This window comes from Microbacterium songi (assembly GCF_042747925.1).
Lineage (GTDB): Bacteria > Actinomycetota > Actinomycetes > Actinomycetales > Microbacteriaceae > Microbacterium.
The window spans coordinates 345,707-367,617 of sequence record NZ_JBHZIE010000010.1; the positions used below are offsets into that span (position 1 = coordinate 345,707).

General features: G+C 71.0%; 18 protein-coding genes. 8 read left to right on the top strand and 10 right to left on the bottom strand.

The genetic code is table 11. The annotated features are described in order from the left end of the window. Position 1: 1 nt before the first annotated feature. Genes ACFM35_RS12670 through ACFM35_RS12685 form a run of 4 tightly spaced genes read right to left on the bottom strand, consistent with a single transcriptional unit; the run spans position 2 to position 4,522 of the window. Positions 2–1,123: a N(5)-(carboxyethyl)ornithine synthase gene (locus ACFM35_RS12670; RefSeq protein ID WP_378843031.1), complete on the bottom strand. Its 1,122-nt coding sequence runs from the start codon at positions 1,121–1,123 to the stop codon at positions 2–4. 53 nt (positions 1,124–1,176) lie between these two features. After that, the gene (locus ACFM35_RS12675) at positions 1,177–1,614 is read right to left on the bottom strand and encodes a recombinase family protein (protein WP_378842550.1); all 438 of its coding nucleotides are present in this window, start codon (positions 1,612–1,614) and stop codon (positions 1,177–1,179) included. Between the two features lie 60 nt (positions 1,615–1,674). Next, entirely contained in the window at positions 1,675–3,510 is a 1,836-nt protein-coding gene (locus ACFM35_RS12680; RefSeq protein WP_378842552.1) for a cation:proton antiporter, read from the bottom strand. Between the two features lies 1 nt (position 3,511). Further along, the gene (locus ACFM35_RS12685) at positions 3,512–4,522 is read right to left on the bottom strand and encodes a malate dehydrogenase (RefSeq protein WP_378842554.1); all 1,011 of its coding nucleotides are present in this window, start codon (positions 4,520–4,522) and stop codon (positions 3,512–3,514) included. 90 nt (positions 4,523–4,612) lie between these two features. Between ACFM35_RS12685 and ypfJ the strand changes: the two genes are divergently transcribed. Both ypfJ and pip read left to right on the top strand, forming a co-directional pair. Continuing rightward, the gene (ypfJ, locus tag ACFM35_RS12690; RefSeq protein WP_378842556.1) at positions 4,613–5,488 is read left to right on the top strand and encodes a KPN_02809 family neutral zinc metallopeptidase; all 876 of its coding nucleotides are present in this window, start codon (positions 4,613–4,615) and stop codon (positions 5,486–5,488) included. Continuing rightward, positions 5,488–6,462, top strand: coding sequence for a prolyl aminopeptidase (gene pip, locus ACFM35_RS12695; RefSeq protein WP_378842558.1), 975 nt, complete (start codon positions 5,488–5,490; stop codon positions 6,460–6,462). Before ypfJ ends, pip begins: the two co-directional genes overlap by 1 nt. An 11-nt stretch (positions 6,463–6,473) precedes the next feature. Here the strand turns inward: pip and ACFM35_RS12700 are convergent, their stop codons facing one another. Together ACFM35_RS12700 and ACFM35_RS12705 are read right to left on the bottom strand one after the other, a co-directional pair. Next, positions 6,474–8,132, bottom strand: a complete 1,659-nt coding sequence (locus tag ACFM35_RS12700; RefSeq protein WP_378842560.1) for a GMC family oxidoreductase — start codon at positions 8,130–8,132, stop codon at positions 6,474–6,476. Beyond that, complete coding sequence (locus ACFM35_RS12705; protein ID WP_378842562.1) at positions 8,129–9,904, bottom strand: aldehyde dehydrogenase family protein; 1,776 nt, start codon at positions 9,902–9,904, stop codon at positions 8,129–8,131. The genes ACFM35_RS12700 and ACFM35_RS12705 overlap by 4 nt, the downstream gene beginning before the upstream one ends. Before the next feature lie 112 nt (positions 9,905–10,016). Here ACFM35_RS12705 and ACFM35_RS12710 point away from each other — a divergent pair, with 112 nt between their 5' ends. After that, positions 10,017–11,303 (top strand): alpha-amylase family glycosyl hydrolase, encoded by a 1,287-nt coding sequence (locus ACFM35_RS12710; RefSeq protein WP_378842564.1) that lies wholly within the window; start codon positions 10,017–10,019, stop codon positions 11,301–11,303. Between the two features lie 69 nt (positions 11,304–11,372). Further along, on the top strand, positions 11,373–12,785 hold the full coding sequence (locus ACFM35_RS12715) for a GMC family oxidoreductase (protein WP_378842566.1): 1,413 nt from the start codon (positions 11,373–11,375) through the stop codon (positions 12,783–12,785). Positions 12,786–12,798: 13 nt separating this feature from the next. Here the strand turns inward: ACFM35_RS12715 and ACFM35_RS12720 are convergent, their stop codons facing one another. Further along, complete coding sequence (locus tag ACFM35_RS12720; RefSeq protein ID WP_378842568.1) at positions 12,799–13,497, bottom strand: alpha/beta hydrolase; 699 nt, start codon at positions 13,495–13,497, stop codon at positions 12,799–12,801. A 95-nt stretch (positions 13,498–13,592) separates the two neighbouring features. On the opposite strand from ACFM35_RS12720, the gene ACFM35_RS12725 reads away from it, so the two are divergent. Continuing rightward, on the top strand, positions 13,593–14,111 hold the full coding sequence (locus ACFM35_RS12725) for a glycine cleavage system transcriptional repressor (protein ID WP_378842570.1): 519 nt from the start codon (positions 13,593–13,595) through the stop codon (positions 14,109–14,111). 4 nt (positions 14,112–14,115) lie between these two features. Here the strand turns inward: ACFM35_RS12725 and ACFM35_RS12730 are convergent, their stop codons facing one another. Next, positions 14,116–15,915, bottom strand: a complete 1,800-nt coding sequence (locus tag ACFM35_RS12730) for an alpha/beta hydrolase fold domain-containing protein (RefSeq protein WP_378842572.1) — start codon at positions 15,913–15,915, stop codon at positions 14,116–14,118. Next, on the bottom strand, positions 15,912–17,273 hold the full coding sequence (locus ACFM35_RS12735) for a DUF222 domain-containing protein (RefSeq protein WP_378842574.1): 1,362 nt from the start codon (positions 17,271–17,273) through the stop codon (positions 15,912–15,914). The genes ACFM35_RS12730 and ACFM35_RS12735 overlap by 4 nt, the downstream gene beginning before the upstream one ends. A 256-nt stretch (positions 17,274–17,529) precedes the next feature. On the opposite strand from ACFM35_RS12735, the gene ACFM35_RS12740 reads away from it, so the two are divergent. The 3 genes from ACFM35_RS12740 to ACFM35_RS12750 all read left to right on the top strand — a co-directional run bounded on the left by ACFM35_RS12740 (position 17,530) and on the right by ACFM35_RS12750 (position 21,399). Continuing rightward, positions 17,530–19,263, top strand: a complete 1,734-nt coding sequence (locus ACFM35_RS12740; RefSeq protein ID WP_378842576.1) for an AMP-binding protein — start codon at positions 17,530–17,532, stop codon at positions 19,261–19,263. Between the two features lie 65 nt (positions 19,264–19,328). Beyond that, the gene (locus tag ACFM35_RS12745; protein ID WP_378842578.1) at positions 19,329–20,390 is read left to right on the top strand and encodes a GNAT family N-acetyltransferase; all 1,062 of its coding nucleotides are present in this window, start codon (positions 19,329–19,331) and stop codon (positions 20,388–20,390) included. Between the two features lie 151 nt (positions 20,391–20,541). Then, on the top strand, positions 20,542–21,399 hold the full coding sequence (locus tag ACFM35_RS12750; RefSeq protein ID WP_378842580.1) for an SGNH/GDSL hydrolase family protein: 858 nt from the start codon (positions 20,542–20,544) through the stop codon (positions 21,397–21,399). Here ACFM35_RS12750 and ACFM35_RS12755 read toward each other — a convergent pair. Next, positions 21,368–21,802, bottom strand: coding sequence for a hypothetical protein (locus ACFM35_RS12755; RefSeq protein ID WP_378842582.1), 435 nt, complete (start codon positions 21,800–21,802; stop codon positions 21,368–21,370). The genes ACFM35_RS12750 and ACFM35_RS12755 overlap by 32 nt on opposite strands. Positions 21,803–21,911 lie beyond the last annotated feature (109 nt).

Below are 21,911 nucleotides of genomic sequence, written 5' to 3' on the forward strand. Positions count from 1 at the left end.
GTCAGGCGCGGTTCGCGTACGGGTAGTCCGACTCCCTGTTCTGGAACTGCAGGATCGCCTCGTTGCGGACATGCCCGTTGTCGATCTCGATCGCGCGGCGGATCGTGTCGGATTCGGCCCACGCCGTCGGCCCCTCCATCACGGTGCGCAGGAACGGCGTGAGAGCGCTGCTGATCTCCCATGTCGCGGAGTTCCACAGCACAGACGGGCTGTGATCGACCGCGTAGTAATTCGTGTTCTCGCCCACGGTGATCATGGGCTCGGCGAAGGAGGTCGGTCGCGCCCACTCGAACCCCATACCCTCGTCGATCGACACGTCGACGATCAGGCTGCCCGGACGGAAGGCCGAAAGGTCTTCGGTGCGCAGGTAGGTGAGGGGGGCATTCGGGTCCTGCAGGGTGCAGTTCACGACGATGTCGTGGGCGGCGAGGAACGGAGCCAGCGGCACAGGGCCATCCGCCGTGTTCACGGTGCTGTCGAACGGGGCGTCGGGATTGTGCTCGAACCGGATGATGTCGATCGAGGGGATCGGCGAGCCGACCGCGGCGGTGTCGCGGTTGGTCAGGACGCGCACGTCGTGGATGCCGTGCGCGTTCAGCAGCGTCACCGCACCGCGGGCGGTCGCGCCGAACCCGATGACCACGGCATTCAGGCGCCGTCCGTAGTCGCCGGTCGAGCCGCACAGCTGCAGGGCGTGCAGTACCGAGCAGTACCCGGCGATCTCGTTGTTCTTGTGGAAGACGTGCAGCCCGAAGCCGCCGTCGCTCTTCCAGTGGTTCATCGCCTCCCACGCGATCAGCGTGAGGTTCTTGTCGATCGCGTGCTGCGTCATCGCGCGGTCCTGCACGCAGTGCGGCCATCCCCACAGCACCTGCCCGTCGCGCAGATCGGCGAGGTCGGAGGCGAGCGGCTTCGGCAGCACCACGACGTCGGCCCCGGCGATGATCTCGTCCCGCGAGGCGACGGCGCCCACCCAGGGCGCAAGCTCGTCGTCCGTGAGGCCGAAGCGCAGCCCGTAGCCGGTCTCGAGCATGATGTTCGCGCGCAGATCCTCGTCGATGCCCTCGAAGTGCGCGGGGTGGATGGGCAGCCGCTTTTCGTCGGCCTTCCGGGAGGTCGCCATCACGCCGAGGCGCAGGAGCGGGGATGCAGTCGTGTTCACGGGGTCTCCATCGCTCAGCGGCCGGCGTCGTAGAGGTGACGGCCGCCGTGTCCGAGCACCTTGATCATGACGCCGCGGCGACGAAGCTCGGCGACCGTCCGCGTCTCCTCGTCGATGTCACGACCCAGGGCATGAACGTTCGCCACGACGAGCACATCGCCCGCGCGGAGCGTTCCGAACAGACGGGCCAGTCGCGTCTCCCAGTTCTCCATCGTCTCGGGCGCCGGATGCCGGAACCCGTCGATGGGGACGCCGAAACGCGTCAGCTCGGTGCGCTGCTGGGTGACGGACGGCATGTCATCGCGTGTGACGACCAGGCCGACCAGGCGTGATCCTGCCGGTCTGGCCAGCCACCAGTCGCGGTCACGCTGCAATTCGGTGAAGCACTCCGGGCACTCGGCGGCGGGGTGCACGACGGGGGTGGGGCTCGTCAGGTCGGTGACATCGGCCAACGGGCACCTCCTTCGTGTTCCGGGTGACTCCATTCTGCCCTGATCGCCGGACGCCGGGTGTCAGTCGTCCCCGCCGAGCCGTAGTCGCAGGCTGATCTCGTCGGCGTCGAGTTCGGCCAGAGCGTGGCGGAGGGCGGCCGTGCTGTAGATGCCGTCCGACGAGAGGTCGTTCAGGCGGGCCCGCATCGCGCCGAGCATGGCGAGACGCAGCTCCGACATGTCGGCGGCCAGCGTCGAGGTCTCGTCGTTCTCGGAACGGGTGAGCCGTTCCGCCACCCGCTCGATCAGCGCCGGGGGGAACTCCGAGCCGTCCCGCCGCGTCAGCTGGGCGCTGGCGAGAGCGGATGCCGCGGCCTCCTGCAGCTCGTCATCGAGGGCGTCCTCCTCCTCGTCCGACAGGCCCGTCTCGCCGGCGCCGACGAGTCCCACGCGTTTGGCCACCCCCGGCAGCGTGAACCCCTGGATCATCAGGCTTCCGACGGCGACCAGGAACGCGACGAACACCAGCAGGGGGCGCTCGGGCGTATCCCGGGGCAGCGTCTGCGCGGCGGCAAGGGTCACGACGCCGCGCATGCCGCCCCAGACGATGATCGTCCCGTGCCGCCAGCCCAGCGGCGACGCCTGGTAGTAGTCGATGTCCGCCAGCGAGCGGGTGATCCGCGTGCGCATGCGCGCCAGCCAGCGCTCGCGGCGCTCGGGTTCCCGGAGCAGGCGCCGGCGACCGCCGGTCATCATCCGACGTCGGCGGCGCACCATGCGGGCGCGCTCGCGTTCCGACAGCTCGCGGGTCGGCGGGGCCGGCCGGGGCGGCCGGGGCGCAGAAGACGGCGCTCCCGGCATCGCGTCCGCCCGTGTGATCCGCTCCTTGAACGCTTCGAGATTCTCCCGCTCCTTGTCGCGGGCGCGACGGCTCTGCAACCGGATCAGGACGGAGACGTACGCGGCCCGAACGAGCAGGATGATGCCGAGAGCCGCCGCCGCCAGCCACAGCGCGTGGCCGATGCCCTGATGATCTCGCTGGTTCTGGGTCACGATGTCTTCGAGCTCGAGCCCCATCAGCAGGAACACGGAGCCCTCGAGCACCAGCTCGACGGTGCGCCAGTTCAGCTCGTCCGACATGCGCTGCTCGGGCGTGAAGAACCGAGCCGCCCCCTGCCCCGTGACGATGCCCGCGACCACCGCGGCCACGAGCCCGGAGCCGCCGAGGGCTTCGGTGGGGAGATAGGCGACGAACGGCACCGCGAAGCTCAGCGCGGTGTTGGCTGCCGAATGCGACACCCAGAGACGCACGCGCAGGTTGAGGGCGCCGATGACCGCCCCGATGACGATCGCGATGACGATGCCCCAGACGAAGGAGCCGATGGCCTCGCCCCACGAGACCGAGCCGGCGACGAACGCGGCCACGGCCGTGCGCAGCAGGACGAGGGAGGTCGCGTCGTTCAGCAGGCTCTCGCCCTCGAGCATCGTGATGACGCGCCCGGACAGGCCGACACGTTTGGCGATGGACGTGGCCACGGCGTCGGTGGGGCTGAGGATCGCGCCCAGGCCGATCGCCAGCGGCAGGCCGAGGGTCGGGATCACGAGGTAGAAGAAGCCCCCCAGCACGACCGCGCTCACCAGCACGAGCAGCACGCTGAGCCCGGCGATGGGGCGGAAGTCGCGCCGGAACTCGATGGCCGGCAGCGATACCGCCGCCGAGTACAGCAGGGGAGGCAGGACTCCGACCAGGATGATCTCGGGATCGAGCTTCACTTCGGGGATGAACGGCAGCAGGCTCACGATCGCGCCGATGGCCACGAGCATGAGCGGACCCGCGATCCCGAGCCGGGGGGCGATCGCGCTCGTCAGAGCGACGACGATCACCCCCAGGATGACGACGATCAGCGGGTCGAGCATGTCAGAGCAGCCCGAGCTCGCGAACGGCGTCGCGCTCGGCGGCCAGTTCCGCGACCGATGCGTCGATGCGGGCGCGGGCCCGGGCGTCGACGTCGAGGCCCTCGACGATGCGGTAGGCGCCGTCCTCCGCCGTCACGGGGAACGAGCACACCAGCCCCTCCGGCACGCCGTACTCTCCGCGCGAGATCAGCGCGGCCGACGTCCAGCCGGTCCCGGTGCCGAGAATCCAGTCGTGCACGTGCTCGATCGCCGCGTTCGCAGCCGATGCGACCGACGACGAGCCGCGCACCTCGATGATCTCCGCCCCGCGCCGGGCGACCCTCGGGATGAACGTGCCGTCGAGCCAGGCGGCGACGGCCGCCGCGGAGCCGAAACGCTCGGCGAGGGCATCCGCCACCGGACGCCCGGCGACCGTCGCGTGGGTGACGTCCGGAAACTGCGACGCTGAATGGTTGCCCCAGATCGTGACGCCGGCGAGGTCTCGGACGGGCGCCTCGAGGGCGGAGGCCAGCTGTCCGAGCGCGCGATTGTGGTCGAGGCGCGTCAGCGCGGTGAATCGATCCGGCGCGATGTCAGGGGCGGATGCTGCGGCGATGAGCGCGTTCGTGTTCGCAGGGTTGCCCACCACGACGATGCGCACGTCTGCGGCCGCGTTCTCTCCGATCGCGGCGCCCTGGGGTCCGAAGATCCCTGCGTTGGCGGCGAGCAGATCGGCACGCTCCATCCCCGGCCCGCGTGGCCGAGCCCCCACCAGCAGACCGATGTGGCAGGCCTCGAACGCGGTCGCAGGGTCGGTCGTGACCTCGACATCGCGCAGCAGGGGGAACGCGCCGTCCTGCAGTTCGAGGGCTGCGCCCTCGGCCGAGCGCACGCCCTGCTCGATCTCGAGCAGCCGCAGACGCACGGGCCGGTCGGCCCCCAGCATCCCCCCGGCGGCGATGCGGAACATGAGGGCGTAGCCGATCTGTCCGCCGGCTCCGGTGATGGTCACGGTCGTGGCACGCGGTTCCATGCCCCGAGCCTATTGCCGGGCCGTCGGCGGCGCTGGCCCGCTCAGGGCGTGCATCGCTCCGCCCGAGCGCATCCCCAGTACGGTGTCCACATGACCTTCAACGACAACGCAAAGGTCGGCCGCACCACTGCGCGTCGTCGGGGCCGCGGTGTCGCCATCGCGGGCGGCGGCATCGCGGGCGTCGGCGCCATCGCGGTGCTGCTCATCAGCCTGTTCACCGGGCAGGACCTCAGCGGTCTCCTCGGCGGCGGCGCCGCGCAGCCCGCGGGCGGTGACAGCGGCAGCGAGATCGCGAACTGCGAGACGGGCGCCCAGGCCAACACGAACGACGACTGTCGTCTGGTGTTCGCCGCGACCGTCATCGACGAGTACTGGGAGACGAACGTCGAGGGCTACCGGCCGCCGCAGCTGATCATCGTCGACGGGTCGACCTCGACGCAGTGCGGCACCGCCTCCAACGCGACGGGACCGTTCTACTGCCCGCCGGAGGAGACGGTGTACGTCGACCCGACCTTCTTCGGCCTGCTGCGTTCGCAGTTCGATGCGACGGCGGGCCCACTCGCCCAGCTGTACGTGCTGGCGCACGAGTACGGCCACCACGTACAGCAGATCACGGGCGTCATGAACGACCACCCCGACAACGGCACCGGCCCCGACAGCAACGGGGTGCGCACCGAACTGCAGGCCGACTGCTTCGCCGGCGCCTGGGTGGCGTACGCCCCCGACATCGTCGACGACAGCGGCACGCCGTTCCTGCAGACGCCGACGCCCCCGCAGATCGATGACGCGCTCAATGCCGCGGCATCCGTCGGCGACGACCACATCCAGCAGGAATCGGGCGGAGCGGTCAACCCCGAGAGCTGGACGCACGGATCGAGCGAGCAGCGCCAGCGCTGGTTCACGACGGGCTTCGACGGCGGCCCGAACGCCTGCGACACCTTCAGCGTCCCGGCGAGCGGACTGTGATGCAGGTGTCGGGACTCGATTCGCTCTACCCGCCCATCGAGCCGTACGAGACCGGCGAGCTGCTGGTGGGCGACGGCAACCGGATGTACTGGGAGCAGAGCGGCAACCCCCAAGGCAAGCCGGTCGTCTTCCTCCACGGCGGGCCCGGATCGGGCTCGTCCCCGTGGCATCGCCGCTTCTTCGACCCCGAGCGCTACCGGATCGTGATGCTCGACCAGCGCGGATGCGGGCGGAGCACCCCGCACGTGAGCGCTGCCGACGCCGACCTGCGCTTCAACACGACGTGGCATCTCGTCGCCGACATCGAACTGCTGCGCCGCAACCTCGGCATCGACCGATGGCAGGTCTTCGGCGGCTCGTGGGGGAGCGCCCTCGCGCTCGCGTACGCCCAGACGCACCCCGGCGCGGTGTCGGAGCTCGTGCTGCGGGGCATCTTCACCCTCCGGCGGCACGAGCTCGAGTGGTTCTACGAGGGTGGGGCATCGTCGATCTTCCCCGATCTGTGGGAGCAGTTCACCGCTCCGATCCCGGTGCTCGAGCGGTCCCACCTCATCGAGGCCTACCACCGCCGGCTGATCGACCCAGACCCCGCGGTGCATGGTCCAGCCGCGATGGCCTGGACGACGTGGGAGGCCTCGACCCTGACCCTGCGACCCGACCCGAACCTCGTGGCGTCGATGACGGATCCCGACGCCGCCACCGCGTTCGCCCGCATCGAGAACCACTACTTCATGCACGAGGGCTGGTTCACCGAGGGGCAGCTGATCGCGAACGTCGGCATCATCCGCGACATTCCGGCCGTGATCGTGCAGGGGCGGTACGACGCCTGCACGCCCATCATGACCGCGTGGGACCTGCATCGGGCGTGGCCCGAGGCCGACCTCGTGGTGGTGCCGGATGCCGGGCATTCGGCCTCGGAGCCGGGAATCGCCGCCGCCCTTCGCGCCGCGACCGATCGGTTCGCCGGGGCCTGAGCAGCCGCGGGTCACCTCGACGAGCTACGACCACGGAGCAGGTCGGCGGCGACCTCCCCGATCACGATCGCCGGCGCGTTGGTGTGGCCGCGGATGAGGTTCGGCATGACCGACGCGTCCGCGACGCGCAGTCCGCTGACGCCACGCACGCGCAGTGCGGGGTCGACGACGGACGAGGAATCCGTTCCCATCCGGGCCGTGCCGACCGGGTGGTACAGGGTGTGGGAGTAACGGCGCATGGCCAGTTCGGCCCGCTCGACGGGCGTCATGTGCTCGCCGCCGGCGGGCTGTATCCACCCTCCGGTGGTCACGGTGCGCATCGCGTCGGTGTCGATGAGCTCCTCGCACGCCGCGAGCCCCGCGCGCAGCGTCTCGGCATCGATGCCGTCGGCGTCGCTCAGGTAGCCGGGATCGATGAGGGGTTTGTCGCGCGGGTCGGTCGAGGCGAGCCTGATGGTGCCGCGACTGCGCGGGCGCAGGAGGATGGCGCCGACGGTCAACCCCTCGGCGGGAAGCGGGACGAGACCCTCGCCGACGTAGGGCGCGGACGCGAAGATGATCTCGATGTCGGGGAGGTCGGCCGCCATGCCGATCCGGTCCGCGACCGCGGTGCGGACGAACCCGTATGCCTCGGCGACGTTGGAGGTCAGCATCCCGCGACGCCGCAGCAGATAGTTCGCGAGCTCGGCGGGCTTCTCGGCCGCGTACAGCGTGCCGCCCCGCGCAGCCGGTGCGAGCCCCGCGACGAGGTGGTCGCGGAGACCCTCGCCGACCTCGGGGGAGTGGGCGACGATCCGGATGCCCCGCTCTCCGAGGTGCTCCGCCGGACCGATGCCGCTCAGCAGGAGCAGCTGCGGCGTGTTGACGGCGCCTCCGCAGAGGATCACCTCGCGGCGGGCGCGGGCATGACGGGTGATGCCGTCGATCTCGAGATAGACGCCGGTGGCTCCCGGCACGGCGGGATCGTCCCGCCCGGCCTCGAAGGTGACACGGCGCACCAGCGCGCCGGTGACGACGCGGAGGTTCGGGCGGCCTTTCGCGGGGCGGAGGTAGGCGTCGGCGGTCGAGGAGCGCGACCCCCGATGCTGCGACACCATCGTGCGGGAGAACCCCTGGCCGGCCGGGAGGTTGGCCGCCGTGACCCGGTGGCCGGCCTCGCGCGCCGCGTCGAGGAATGCCGCGGTCTGCGGACGCGGATCGCGCTGATGTTCGATCGGCTGCGCGCCCGCGGCGCCCTGGGTCGGGTCGGCGGGGTCCTCCGTGCGCTCCACCCGCCGGAAGTAGGGCACGAGGGCTTCCCACGACCACGCGGGACCCGCGGCATCCGCCCACTCGTCGTAATCGGCGGCGAACCCCCGCACCCACATCATCGCGTTGAGGGACGACGAGCCCCCGAGGGTCTTGCCGCGCGGCCAGTACACCGTGCGGTCCTCGAGTGCCGGCTGCGGAACGGTGTCGTAGTTCCAGTCGAAGGGTCCGCGGAAGAGCTTCGAGAACGCCGCGGGGACGTGCAGCTCGAGCGCCGTGTCGGGCGCACCGGCCTCGAGCAGCAGCACGGTGACATCCGGATCCTCGGTCAGACGCGCAGCGAGGGCGGCGCCGGCCGAGCCGGCGCCCACCACGATGTAGTCGGCCTCGTCGACGCGGGCCGCCGCAGATCTGCCACTCACGCCCGGAACGCCTGCACGAGCGTCGCCGCCAGGCGCGGCAGGTTGCCGTCGACCTTGAAGCGCGTGAAGCCCTCGCTGACCGCGGCACCCGTCCGCGAGGTGACGAACCACGGCGGCTTGGGAAGCACGCTGAACGTGCCCGGGCGCCCGATGGCGCCGGCCGAACGCGGGAACGGCCGGAAGGGTCCGCGCACGACCGATCGCTCGACGCGGTCGAGCAGATAGCCGTTGTGCACGATGCCGATCCCGCTCTGCACGTCATCGGCGGTGCCGCCGGGAAACGCCCCCCACGTCACGGTGGGGGTGAGGAACGCGAACGCCGTCCACGTGTTGATCGCGATCGCGCCGTAGCGCAGATCGGCGATCGCGCGCTCGAAGCCGTCACCCAGCGCCGCGAGCGTCGTCGGGTCGATGAGCACATTGGCGCCGAGCGTGCCGGTGAGCTTCTGGTTGGCGTGCGCGACCGCCGCGTCGAGGAACTCCTGGCCGTTGCCCGGCAGAGAGACCACGCCGAGGACCGGGGCGAAGTATTCGGTCGTCTCGAGCGCCGTCGCGTCGGCGTCGGCGTCCAGCTCGACGAGTGCACGAGTGCGGTCGGCGTTCCAGATCGCGGAGGGATACGCGGATGCCGCGGCCTGCAGCTTCTCGTCGGCCTTCGGGTACCAGACCGACCTGGCCGGCGCGGCGTCATAGGCCGTGGCGAGCGCCATGAGGAAGGCCTCGCGCTGCGGCCAGTCCGCGCTCACGATGACGACCTGGCCGGCGATGCAGTTATGCCCGCTGTTCTGCAGACGCATGGTCGCGACGTGCTCGGCGTGGAAGCGCAGATCGGCGTCGCTCCAGGCGCCCGGCACGATGATGACCGGAGAGACGCCCCCGAGCTCGGCGGTGATCGGCTTGTGGAGGGCGGGCCGGTTGTCGCGCCGGTTCTGCTCACCGGTCTCGCCCGGTCCCCAGACGATCGTGTCGAATGTGGTCGCCGCGCCCGTGATGTGCACGTGCGCGATCCCGGGATGCCCCGTCAGGTGAGCGCCCACGTCTCCCGCGCCGCGGACGATCCGCAGGAAGCCCGGCTCGATGAGCGGCGCGAGCGCCCGCTCGTAGATCGGCACCAGCGCGTCCTGGGTGGGGTTGACCTTCAGGATCACCGTGCGGTTGTGGGCGAGCAGCTCGTAGAAGACGTCGAGCACGGGGATCGACGTGACGTTGCCGGCGCCGAGGACGAGCCCGACTCCGCCGCTCGCGGTCGGTCGACGTTGCCCGAGCCCCGCCGAGCCCACCGCCTCTTCGGCGGTCACGCCGGGCTGAAGCCACACTTCACCGGTGTAGCCCGAGAGCAGGAGCCCGTCGATGGCACGGGAGGGGAACGTGTGCGCGCGGATGCGTCCGCCGGGCGCAGCATCCGTCCGGACTCCCTCGAGCGGGCTCCGACCCGACGCGAGCGCGCGCAGCGACACGAGGTACGCGTCCAGCGACACCAGGACCGCGTAGGGGCCGGCGAGCCACTCCTCGCCGCGGAGCGGATGCCCCGGCGCGAGGTCCTTCGAGAGCGACGCGGTGTCGGCCCACTCCTCGGCCACGGCGCCGACCGCGGCCCGCACCCGCTCGAACAGACGCGCGCGCTGACCCAGCGTGAGCCGGGACCACGTGCGGGCGCCGGTTGCGAGCTGTGCGATCGCATCGTCGACGACCGTGAAGCGCGGGTCGTCGGACGGGCGCGGGGAGCTCGGGCTGGCGGTCTCGGTGCGGGACCCGTTCGCGATGGAAGACACGGCGCTCTCCTTTGTGCGGTGCGTCCAGCCTACGACTGCGCGGCCGGGGTCGCGGTGGCGTCGGACGGCCGCTCGACGCGCGCCGGTAGTCTGTGGAGAGACGGGGGGATGCATGGGCGAGACGACGAACGATCCCCGCGACTGGGTGCGGCACGTCATCTGGTGGCATGTGTATCCGCTCGGTTTCACAGGCGCGTACCCCGATCCGGAAGACGGCGGGGACCACGGCCTCGACCGCATCGTCCCGTGGCTCGATCACCTCGTCGAGCTGGGTCTCTCCGGGCTCGCGCTCGGACCGATCTTCGCCTCCGCCACGCACGGCTACGACACACTCGACTTCGATGTGGTCGATGCGCGTCTGGGTGGGGATGAGGCGTTCGACAGGCTGGTCGCGGAATGCCGGCGGCGCGGCATCCGGATCCTGCTCGACGGGGTGTTCAACCATGTCGCGCCCGCCTTCGCCCATCAGGGGTGGATCCGCCGGGGCGCCGACGGCGAGCCCGAGACGTTCGAGGGGCACGGCGGTCTGCTCGAGCTCGACCACGACGACCCCGACGTCGCGGACGCGGTGGTCGAGGTGATGAGCCGGTGGCTCGAGCGCGGGGCGGACGGCTGGCGACTCGATGCCGCGTACGCCGTCGATCCGCGATTCTGGGCGCGCGTGCTGCCGCGGGTGCGGGAGCGCCATCCGTCCGCGTGGTTCACGGGTGAGGTCATCCACGGGGACTTCGGCGCGTTCGTGACCGCCGCGACCGTCGATTCCGTGACGCAGTACGAGCTCTGGCAAGGCATCTGGCACGCGATCTCCGACCGCAACCTGTTCGAGTTGGCGCACGCCATCGAACGTGACAACGCGATGCTCGACGTGTTCGTCCCGACGACGTTCCTCGGCAACCACGATGTGACCCGGCTGTCTTCGGCGATCGGCGCGGATTTCGTGCCGCACGCGGTCGCACTGCTGTGCACCCTGGCCGGCACGCCGATGATCTACGCGGGCGATGAGGACGGCCTCACCGGAGTCAAGGAGGAGCGCTTCGGCGGCGATGACGCCGTGCGTCCCGCTTTCGCCGACGCTGCACCCGCCGCCGATGCCTTGAGCCCGGCCGCCCGGGCGCTGCGGACGGTGCATCACGACCTCCTCTCGCTGCGACGGCAGCACGCCTGGCTGCACAGCGCCCGCACCGATGTCATCGACGTGACGAACACGTCCATCGTCCTGCGCACGGCGACGGCCGACGACGGGGTGGTCACCGCGCTCAATCTGGCGGACGGACAGGTCGAGCTTCCCGCGGCCGATGCGATGCGGGTCCTGGCCGGTGAAGCCACGGTCGCGGACAGCATGGTGCGCCTGCCCCCCCGCGGCTGGGCGGTCCTGTCCACCCGCCCGTCCGGCGACTGACCGGGCGACGGACTCGCCCGGTCCGGCGCCGCGGCGGCAGCGCTGCGGCAGATGTGCGACGCTGGCAGGGTGCAGCGGGCGGTGGTGATCGGGGCGGGCAGCGCCGGATGCGTCGTCGCGTCGAGGCTCGCCGATCGTTACGACGTCGTCCTGATCGAGGCGGGGCGTCCCGCGGATGCCGGTGCCGTGGGCGACGCACACGACGCGGTCGCCCATCCGCAGACGTGGGCGTTACCGGGTCAGCTGACCGCGGACCGTCGGTGGACGGCGATGCCCGGTCGCGTCGTCGGAGGCTCGTCGGTGGTCAACGGGGGGTACTTCGTCGCGCCGGGGGAGTCCGATCTGCGCGACTGGCACGAGGCAGGGGGAGACGCCTGGGAGCCGAGCAGGGTCGCCGCTCAGCTCGATGAAATCACGACGCGGTGGGGCGTGCCGCTGGCCCCCCAGACGCACCCGATCGCTGTCGCCTTCACCGCCGCCGCTGAGGCCTCCGGCCTTGACCGCGGTCTGCTGGCCCTGCGCACCACGGTCGCCGACGGCGTGCCCCGCAACATCGCCGACGAGCTCACCCCGCGAGGGTCGCTCACCGTGCGCAGCAACTGTCGGGTCCTGCGCATCGAGGTCGATGATGGCCGTGCGGTGGCCGTCGACATCGCCGACGCCGAGGGGGAGCGCGAACTGATCACCGCCGACGAGATCGTCGTGTGCGCGGGAGGCTTCGGCACCCCGCGTCTGCTGCTCGCCTCGGGCATCGGCCCTGCCGATCAGCTGCGCGCCGCCGGTGTCCACCCGGTGGCCGACCTGCCCGGTGTCGGCGCTGCTTTCAGCGATCACCCCACCGTATGGGTCGAGTGGATGCCCACGCCCGAGTTCGCCGCGACGTCGGCGCGGCCGGAGGATGCGTATGGTGCGTTCCCCGTGGCGCTGCAGCTCAGCGCCGACGGCGGACCGGGCGAGGACCTCGAGATCCTCGCGTGCACGCAGCCCCCCGACCTCGAGGCGCGGGCGGAGACGCGCGATTCCCCGTTCGGTGTGATCGTGGGGTTGCAGCGTCCCCGCACGCGCGGCACGGTGGCCGTGGCATCCGCCCGTCTGCTCGCAGCGCCGCGGATCGACTACCGCTACCTCGAGGACGCCCGCGATCGCGCGGCGCTGCGTACGGGTGTGCGTGCCGCGGCGGGGATGCTGCGATCCGCGCCGTTCGCCGGGCTCGTGGCGGGTCTCGTCGACCTGGACGACCTGACGCTGCGCGACGACGACCTGCTCGACGGGTGGATCCGCGAGCGGCTGGGAAGCGCCGCCCACACGTGCGGGTCGGCGCCGATGGGCGTCGACGACCTGGCGGTGGTCGACGGTGCGGGTCGCGTGCGCGGCATCGCGGGGCTGCGCGTGGCCGACGCGTCGGTGCTGCCCCGCGTGCCGTCGCGGGCTCCCGCGGCGGCGGCCATGCTGGTGGGCGCGATCGTCGCAGACCAGATGTGACGCGTCTGCGGGGTCAGCTCCGCGCGGCGCCCTCGATGATCTCGGCGACGGCCCCGGGCTGAGAGAGGAACGGGGAATGGCTGGTGTCGAGTCGGTGCACCTGCGATCCGGAGCGTGCCGCCAAGGCCTCCTGGGCGAAGACGGGGAAGATCACGTCCTGTTCCGTGACGATGTACGTCGTCGGTCGATCGCGCCACGCGACGGTCGTCAGCGTGTCGGTGAATGCGCGAAGGCTCTGCGGTCGCAGCTTCGCGGTGTACGCGTCGGCCGCCGCCGGGTCGACGTCGCCGTAGAAGAGCGTCTGGGGTGGCTGGGCGTCGTCGCCCGCGGTGGCGAGCGCGCCGTCGATGTGCCACCAGTCCGGCGCGACACCGCCCACCGAGGCAAGAAGCGATTCGCCCTCATCGAGCACGAATGCCGCGATGTACACGATGTGGCGCACGCGCGGATCGGTCGCCGCCTGAGTAGTGGGCACCCCGCCGTAGGAGTGTGCGACGACCGTGACGGGGCCGTCGATCCCCGCGATCGCGGTGGCGACGGCGTCGGCGTCGTCGGCCAGCGCGAGGTCGGCTTTGTCGTCGGCGTGCACCGTGGGCAGGTCTACCGTGTGGACATCCCATCCCCGAGCGCGGAGGATGTCTGCGGTCGGTTCCCAGCACCACGACCCGTGCCAGGCCCCGTGCACGAGGAGGATCGTCGAGTCATCGGCCATGGTGGCTCCTTCGTTGGTGGATCGTCGGTGATCCGGAGTTCAGGATAGGGCGCCGACCCGCTCGGTGCGAACACCGAGCGGGTAGCATGCGAGACGTGGCCAGATTCGTCCTCACCCTCGTCGGAGCCGACCGCTCCGGTCTCGTCGCCGCGGTCGCGGAGCGCGTGCGAACGCACAGCGGCAACTGGGAGAGCAGTCAGCTGGCGGAGATCGCGGGAGTGTTCGCCGGCGTCGTCCAGATCACCGTTCCCGACGCGCAGGCGGCTGATCTGCTCGACGCGCTCGGCGCGATGGATGGTCTCGCCATCACCACCCACGAGGGCTCGGACGATCCGCCGGCGCGGGTCGACGATCGCGTGGTGGCGCTCACGGTTCTGGGCAACGACAGGCCGGGCATCATCGGCGAGGTGACGGCGGTGCTCGGCACCCACCGTGTGAACATCGACCGGATGACGACCGAAGTGCGCGATGCCTCGATGTCGGGGGGCAGCCTGTTCGAGGCATCCGTCACCGCACATGTTCCCGCCGCCGTCGACGTCGAGGCGCTGCGCGACGATCTGGAACGCATCGCCAGTGAGGTCCAGGTCGACATCGCCTTCGCTGCTCCGGCTTAGCGCCTCAGCGGGGCAGGAAGTGGCGGCGGGCGAGCGGCGCGATCTCGAGCTGTTCGGCATCCGATCCGGTGACCCAGCGCAGCTCGGCGATCTCGGCGGCGGCCACCGGCACGCTCTCGCCGATCTCGACGGCGAACACGTCGGCGACGACGACGAACCCCGGTTCGTTCGCGGCGTCCTCGCGGAACGTGCCGAGGGGACGCAGGTCGTCGAGGCGGGGGCGGATGCCGATCTCCTCGTCCAGCTCGCGCACGAGCGTCTCCGCCGGGGACTCGCCCGGGTCGGGCTTACCCCCGGGCTGCATGAAGGCGGTCGTCCCCTGCTTGCGGACGACGAGGAGGCGCCCTTCGCGGTCGGTGATGACGGCCGCCGAGACACGGATCTCTCGCGTCGGTTCGGCGTCGGCATCGGCGTCGACGTCGTGCAGTCGTCGGAGTGCAGCGACGACGTCCGCGTGCCAGCGCCGGGCCGCGGCGAGAACGCCGGTGAAGATCGACACGTCGTGTGTGACGCCGAGATATCGGACCACACTCGCCTCGACGCCCGCCCGACGCAGGGCCGCACCATAGGCGGCGCCGTCGCCGCGGAGCGGGTCGTATTCGGCGGTGAGGATGACGGCGGGTGGGAGGCCCGCATGGGATGCCGCGCGCAGGGGTGAGGCGAGGGGGTCGCGTGCGTCGGCGGGATCGGGCAGATACGTGCGGGCGACGGAGCGCATCTCGCGGATCGCGATGAAGCTCGGGATGCCGAGTGCCCACGTCGCGCGCAGGTCGACGTGCGCTCCGGTGAGGTCGACGACCGGGACTTCGAGCACTTGCAGGCGTAGCGGCACGTTCGCCCTGTCCCGGTTGGCGAGGGTGACGGCCGCCGCGATCCCTCCACCCGCGGAGGTGCCGCCGATCCCGATGCGATCGGGATCGATGCCGTGGTGGCCGGCGTTCTCGCGGAGCCACGTCAGGGCGGCGTATCCCTGTTCGACCGGCGTCGGGAAGCGGTGTTCGGGCGCGAGGGCGTAGTCGACTGCGACGATCGCGACACCGGCGTCGATTGCGCGGCGTCGGTAGGCCGCATCCGTCGTCGGATAGTCGATGCCCCCGATGCGGAACGCGCCGCCGAAGAACATGAGCATCGCCGGTATCGCCGCGTCGTCGGCGGGCGGGCGATAGATGCGCACCCGCACGTCGGGGTAGCCACTCACGGGGATCGTGTGTTCCGAGATCGGCAGGTCGGGTCCGGCCGTGCCGACGTTCTTGAGCTCGTCGCGGTCCCAGGCGAGCGCCTTGCGACGATTCTTCGCGCGAGCGACGGCGGAGGGCGACTTCTTCGCGGCGGCCGGGCGAGCGGCCGGCTCCGGTGCAGATGTGGACGGGGCGGGAGACGCGACGGCCGGGAGGCGGCGGCCGCCGCCCAGACCGGGGAAACGTCCTCTCAGCTCTGCCATTCGTTCCGTGACGCGGGTGAGGCGGCCCTTCAGCTGGGCGCGCACCTGCGTGAGCGCCTTCGACAGGAGGTAGCGGCGGTGGACGCGGAGGCGTTCCGCGAAGAACGGGTCGAGCGGCATGGTCGGCCGTCCTTTCGCGTGCGAGTGTGTCCCGCGAGGGTATCGCGCGGCCACCCCCGACTCCGACCCCGCCCGGACCCGGACGCCCGTCATGGCCGTGGCGCTCATGACACTCACGTCGCCCACGGCGCTCACGTCGCCCACGGCGCTCACGTCGCCCACGGCGCTCACGTCACCCACGGCGCTCACGTCACCCGCGGCGCTCACGTCACCCGCGGCGCTCACGTCGCCCGTAGCGCTCACGATGCGAGGTCGTAGCGGGCTCTCCCGCCCAGCCGCGGCGTGCGGTGCACGTCTATCCACGGGGGTGGGATGAACCACACGTTCATGCGCGTTCCGGGCCCATCGACGCGGATCTCCCATCCGTCGTCGTGAATGCGATGGTGACATGTCGTGCACAGAAGGATTCCGTTGGCGAGATCGGTCGGACCGGAGTCTCTGCGCCACCACCGGATGTGGTGGGCCGCCGTCATGCCGGGCGGAAGCCCGCAGAAGGCGCACCCGCCGTCTCGCTCGGCCAACGCGAGCTTCTGGGCGGGGGTGAAAAGCCGCTTCGCCCGGCCCCAGTCGAGGATCTCGCTCGCACCGCCGAGGATGCACGGGATCACCTGCGCGTCTCCCGCCATCCGGCGGGCCGTTCCGATCGACACCGGCCGGCCGATGCCATCGATCGTCGCCACCCCGTGGCCCGAGTCCAGATCATCGAGCGACATGCGCACGACCACGGTGGTCGACGGCGCCGTGGGCACCTGGTCGCATCCGAGAGCGTGGCGACACAGGTCGACGAGGGCGTCGGCGCGCATCTGCTTCACGGAGCGCTGATCGGCGATCGCCTCTGTCGCCCCTCCGCCGCTGCCCGCCGCATCATCCAGATCACGGCGACGAAGCATGCCGGATACCAGGCCCTCGACCGCCGCCTTCACCGGAGCACCCGACTCCGGGTCGAGCACGCCCTCGACGCGGATCATGCCCCAGCGATCCTCGACGATCGAGAGGCCGCGCTTGCCGCGCAGGTCTTTGTCACGCGGCTCGAGCCCATCGGGATCGAGATGAGCCTCGGCGCGGGCGATGAGCTTCTGCAGCTGATCGGCGGCGAGGCCGTGGCACTGCTCCACGAGCGCACGTTCCATCTGATCGACGGCAAGGCGATCAGCCCGCATCTCGACCCTCTCGAGCATGGCGCAGATGGCTGACGCCGCATTGACGCCGAGGACGCCGGTCTGGAGCGCCGCGGCCACGTGCCGCCGTCGCGCGGGTGCTTTCTCGCCGCTCAACGTCATCCGTGCAGCCGTGGCCTCGCCCACGGCGACGATGCGGATGGCATCCCCCACGGTCGCGCCGGTGGTCGCTGAGATCAGGGAGGCGGGGGTGCGGAACCCTTGGCGCCGCGCCAGGGAGTCTCTGCCCAGCTCTGCGCGCGACTGTCGGGCGATCTCGGCGGCAATGGGCGCGTAGGCCGCGTCGAGGAGTCGCCGGGCGACGCCGAATGACTCGTTGACCGCCATCAGCTCGGCAGGAGTGAGCGCCCCCGGGGCGCGATCGCCGCCGACCGAACGCAGCGCGTCCAGCGCTGCGGCGAGATCATCGAGTGGTGCGGTCATGGAGCAAATCTACCGCACCCCACCGACATAGTTTAGAAGATAGTTACTATCTGTGGGCTGATCGACGACAGAACCAGCGGGAGGTATCTGGGGAGGAGGAGTTCCGACAGTTTCTGCGAGATGAGAACATATGGACTACTCGCCGAGGTCCAGGAGCTTTTCGTCTCGCCGCGCCCGCTTGCTCGGCGACCCGCAAGACTTAGGCTTCACCACGCACCACGCACCACGCACCACGTCACCGACAACGGAGCCGCCCATGTCCTCTCCCGAGCGCCGGGCCACCGCCGCCACCCTCGCGATCCGAGAGGCGCGCGACTTCCTGTTCGCGCACGCCACCGATTACGACCGTGCGGTCGCGGGGTTCGCCTGGCCCGAACCCGAGGAGTTCAACTTCGCCCTCGAGTGGTTCGACGTCGTCGCCGCCGAGCACCCGCATCGACCTGCCGTGACGATCGTGTCGGCCGACCTCGCGGCGCAGTCGTGGTCGTACGGCGACCTGTCGCTCCGGTCCGACCGGGTGGCCAATTGGCTCCTCGGCCTCGGCATCACCCGGGGCGATCGGGTCATCGTCATGCTCGGCAACACGATCGAGATCTGGGAGGTCATGCTCGCCCTCACGAAGATCGGCGCCGTGTCGGTGCCCACGTCGACCCTGCTGACCGCGCACGACCTGGCCTATCGCGTCGAGCACGGTCAGGCCCGCGCGGTGATCGCCCCGACCGCCCTCGCCGATCGCACCTCTCTGCTCGACGAATCGGTGATCCGCATCGGCGTGGGCACCGATACCCCCGCCGGCTGGGTGAACACGGATGCCGCGGCCGGGGCATCCGTTCCTTTCGAGCCCGATGCCCCCACCCCCGCCTCGGACCTCAGCCTGCTCTACTTCACATCGGGGACGACGTCCCGTCCGAAGCTCGTCGAGCACACGCACATCTCGTATCCGATCGGTCACCTGTCGACGATGTACTGGCTCGGCGTCCGGCCCGGCGACGTGCACCTCAACATCTCGTCGCCCGGCTGGGGCAAGCACGCGTGGAGCAGCTTCTTCGCGCCCTTCCTCGCGCAGGCGACGGTGTTCGTCTTCAACTACGCGCGCTTCGACGCGGTCGAGCTCATGAACGTCATGCAGGCGCACCAGGTCACCACGTTCTGCGCACCGCCCACGGTCTGGCGCATGCTGATCCAGGCCGACCTGACGCAGCTGACGCACCTCCCACGGGAGCTGCTCGGCGCGGGAGAACCATTGAACCCGGAGGTCATCAGTCGGGTGCGGGATGCCTGGGGTTCCACGATCCGCGACGGATTCGGTCAGACCGAGATGACCTGCGCGGTCGGCAACTCTCCCGGACAGCCGGTGAAGGACGGGTCGATGGGTCGCCCGCTGCCCGGCTACCCGGTCGTGCTGCTGGACCCCGCGACCGGCGACGTGGTCGCCGACGAGGGGGAGATCGGGCTGGATCTCTCCGGTCGGATCGTCGGCCTGATGGCCGGCTACCACGACGCGCCCGAGGCGACGGCGATCGCGTGCCGCGACGGGTTCTTCCACACCGGCGACATCGCGTCCCGCGACGCCGACGGCTACCTGACGTACGTCGGACGGGCCGACGACGTGTTCAAGGCGTCGGACTACAAGATCTCGCCGTTCGAACTCGAGTCCATCCTGCTCGAGCATCCGCTCGTCATCGAGGCGGCCGTGGTGCCCAGCCCCGACCCCGTGCGCCTCGCCGTGCCGAAGGCGTACATCTGCCTGACGGCGGCGGGGGAGGCTGAGCTCGAAGCGAGCGCCCGCGACATCTTCGCCCACGCCACCGCGCGGCTCTCGGGGTACCAGCGGATCCGCGTGGTCGAGTTCGTCCCAGAGCTCCCGAAGACGATCTCGGGCAAGATCCGTCGCGTCGAGCTGCGCGAGCGCGAAGCACGGCGCATCGCGGGCGCGGCGTCCGATGAGGATGCGAACGGCATCCAGTTCCACGACCGCGACTTCCGCTGAGTCGCGTCGATCCGTGCCGTCGGTGCCACCTGCGCCGACGGGGGCGGCCGACCTAGGCTGGGGGCGTGAGCAGCGACACCCCCGCGACCGATGGTGATTCCGCGACCGATCTCGGCCCCCTCGCCGAGCGCGTCGGGCAGCCCGGTGAGCCCGCGCAGCCGCAGCACCCGCTGATCGCCCGATGGCGGAACGCGGCCCCCGCCGACATCGATGCGATCCATGCCGTGGTGGCCGCCGCCGACCGTGTCGACCACCCGACCTGGGTGACGCCCCGAGAAGACGTCGCCGACACCTTCGACCTGCCGCACATCGACCACGGCTGCGACACGATCCTCGCCGAGACGGCAGACGGCGTGGTCGTCGCCGTCGGCTCATCCATGCGGCACTCCTCGACCGAGACGCGCATCCAGGTCGACCTCGACGGCGCCGTCCACCCCGAGTGGCGCCGGCGGGGCATCGGGACCGCGGTGATCGGCTGGCAGTACGCGAGGGCGCTGCAGCAGCTCGCCGAGTCCGACACGAGCCTGCCCGCCGTGATCGAGGTCTACGCCCACGAGGGCGACGACGGGCTCGTCGCTCTCGCCGAACAGCTCGGGCTGCGGACCGAGCGATGGTTCACCACCATGGAGCGCGACATGGCACTCCCGGTGCCCGAGATCAGCGGGACGGAGGGCATCCGCTTCGTGCCCTACACGGCCGATCGCGCCGAAGACGCGCGTCAGGCGCGCAACGACGCGTTCCGCGACCACTGGGGGAGCCTCACCTCGTCGCCCGAGCGGTGGCAGAAGTTCGTCGAGGGTCCGTTCCTGCGCCCCGACCTCAGCACCCTGGCCCTGGACGGCGATCGGGTCGTCGCCTTCGTGCTCGCGTCGGTCAACGAAGACGACTGGGAGTCCCTCGGCGCGACGAACTCCTATATCGACCTCATCGGAGTCGTGCGCGACCACCGCGGCCGCGGTCTCGCGCCCCGCGCGATCGCGCGCACTCTGCGGGCGATCGCCGATGCGGGTCTCGAGCGCGCCGTCCTCGACGTGGACACCGCGAGCCCGACGGGCGCGAACACGCTGTACGAGCGCCTCGGATTCCGCGCGACGGACCGCGAGCGGGCTCTCGTCCGACGCTTCTGAACGACGGATGCCGCGGCATCCGTCGCCCGGCGGCCCGGGCGCCGTCGATCACGGACACGACACCCCGCATCCCGTCCGGCGGTGGCGGCGTCTCCCGTCCGTCAACGGTCTCGACACCGGTCGTTCATCGATGTCTGGTTGAACGGAGCCGATGAGCCGCAGCATCCGCCACCCCGCCGTCATCGCCCTCGCTGCGCTCGGCGCGCTCCTCGCGGGCGCGGGCGTCGGGTCGACCATGCTGCTGCGGCGGCAGGCGGCTCTCGCCCGACAGCGCATCGGCAAGCCGCACGGCGAGGTGCCCGACGCCGACCGCACGTACAAGCCCGCGCGCGGCAATCCGATCGAACTGCTCGTCCTGGGCGACTCGATCGCCGCGAGTCTCGGGGTCGCCACTCCGAACGAGACATTCGGCGCGCGTCTGGCGAAAGGCATCAGCCGCAGCACCCGGCGCGCCGTCACGCTCCGGACGGCGGCCGTCGTCGGCGCCGAGTCCTCCATGCTGGCCGCCCAGCTCGCGTCACTGCCCGCGGACTACCGAGCGGATGTCGCGGTCATCGTCGTGGGCGGCAACGACGTCACCCACCGCGTACCCGTCGACACCTCGGTGCGACACCTGTCCGCCGCCGTCCGCGCCCTGCACGATCGCGGCAGCGCGGTCGTGGTGGGCACGTGTCCCAACCTCGGCGCGCTCCGCCCGGTGCCGCAGCCCCTGCGCGCCCTCGGCGGCAGGGCCTCCCGACAGCTCGCTGTCGCGCAGCGCGCCGCCACCCTCGGCCTGGGCGCGTACGCCGTCGAGCTGGCGGCCGTCGTGGGTCCGTTCTTCATCACGAACCCGGACGAGATGTTCAGCCTCGACCGCTTCCATCCCTCAGCCCTCGGCTACCGGCGCACCGCTGCGGCCGTGCTCCCCTCGGTGCTGGTGGCCCTCGGCGGCGCCGAGCGGCTCCCGTTCGGCCATCATGCGCCCGAGAACGGTCTCACCCGACCGCCCGTCGGATCAGCTCGGTAAGCGTCTTCTTCGTCGCCGGCGTGAGCTTCGCGAGGGCGTAGGACGTCGGCCAGATATCGCCGTCATCGAGCTGGGCGGGGTCGCTGAAGCCCAGCGTGGAGTAGCGGGTCTTGAATTTCGCCGCCGGCTGGAAGAAGAACACCACCTTCCCCTCGGCGTTCGCGTAGGCCGGGAATCCGTACCAGGTCTTGGGCATGAGCTGCGGCGCCTCCTTCGAGGCGATCTCGTGCAGGCCCTCGGCCAGCACCTGCTCGTCGGCCTCCATCTCGGAGATCGCTTTCAGCAGCAGTGCCTCGCCGGCCGCGCGGTCCTTGCCCGCCTTCGCCTCCGCGCGCAGCTCCTTCGCGCGGTTCTTGACGGCATCGCGCTCCTCCTGCGACAGCCCGTCCGATGTCGTGGCCATGGGTGCTCCTTCGTTCGTGCGGTGCCGGATGGCGTTCCTCACCTCGACGCTACGGGCGGGGACGTCGGCACGCTTCTCCGATCCTGCTCGATGCCGGACCGGTGCGCCA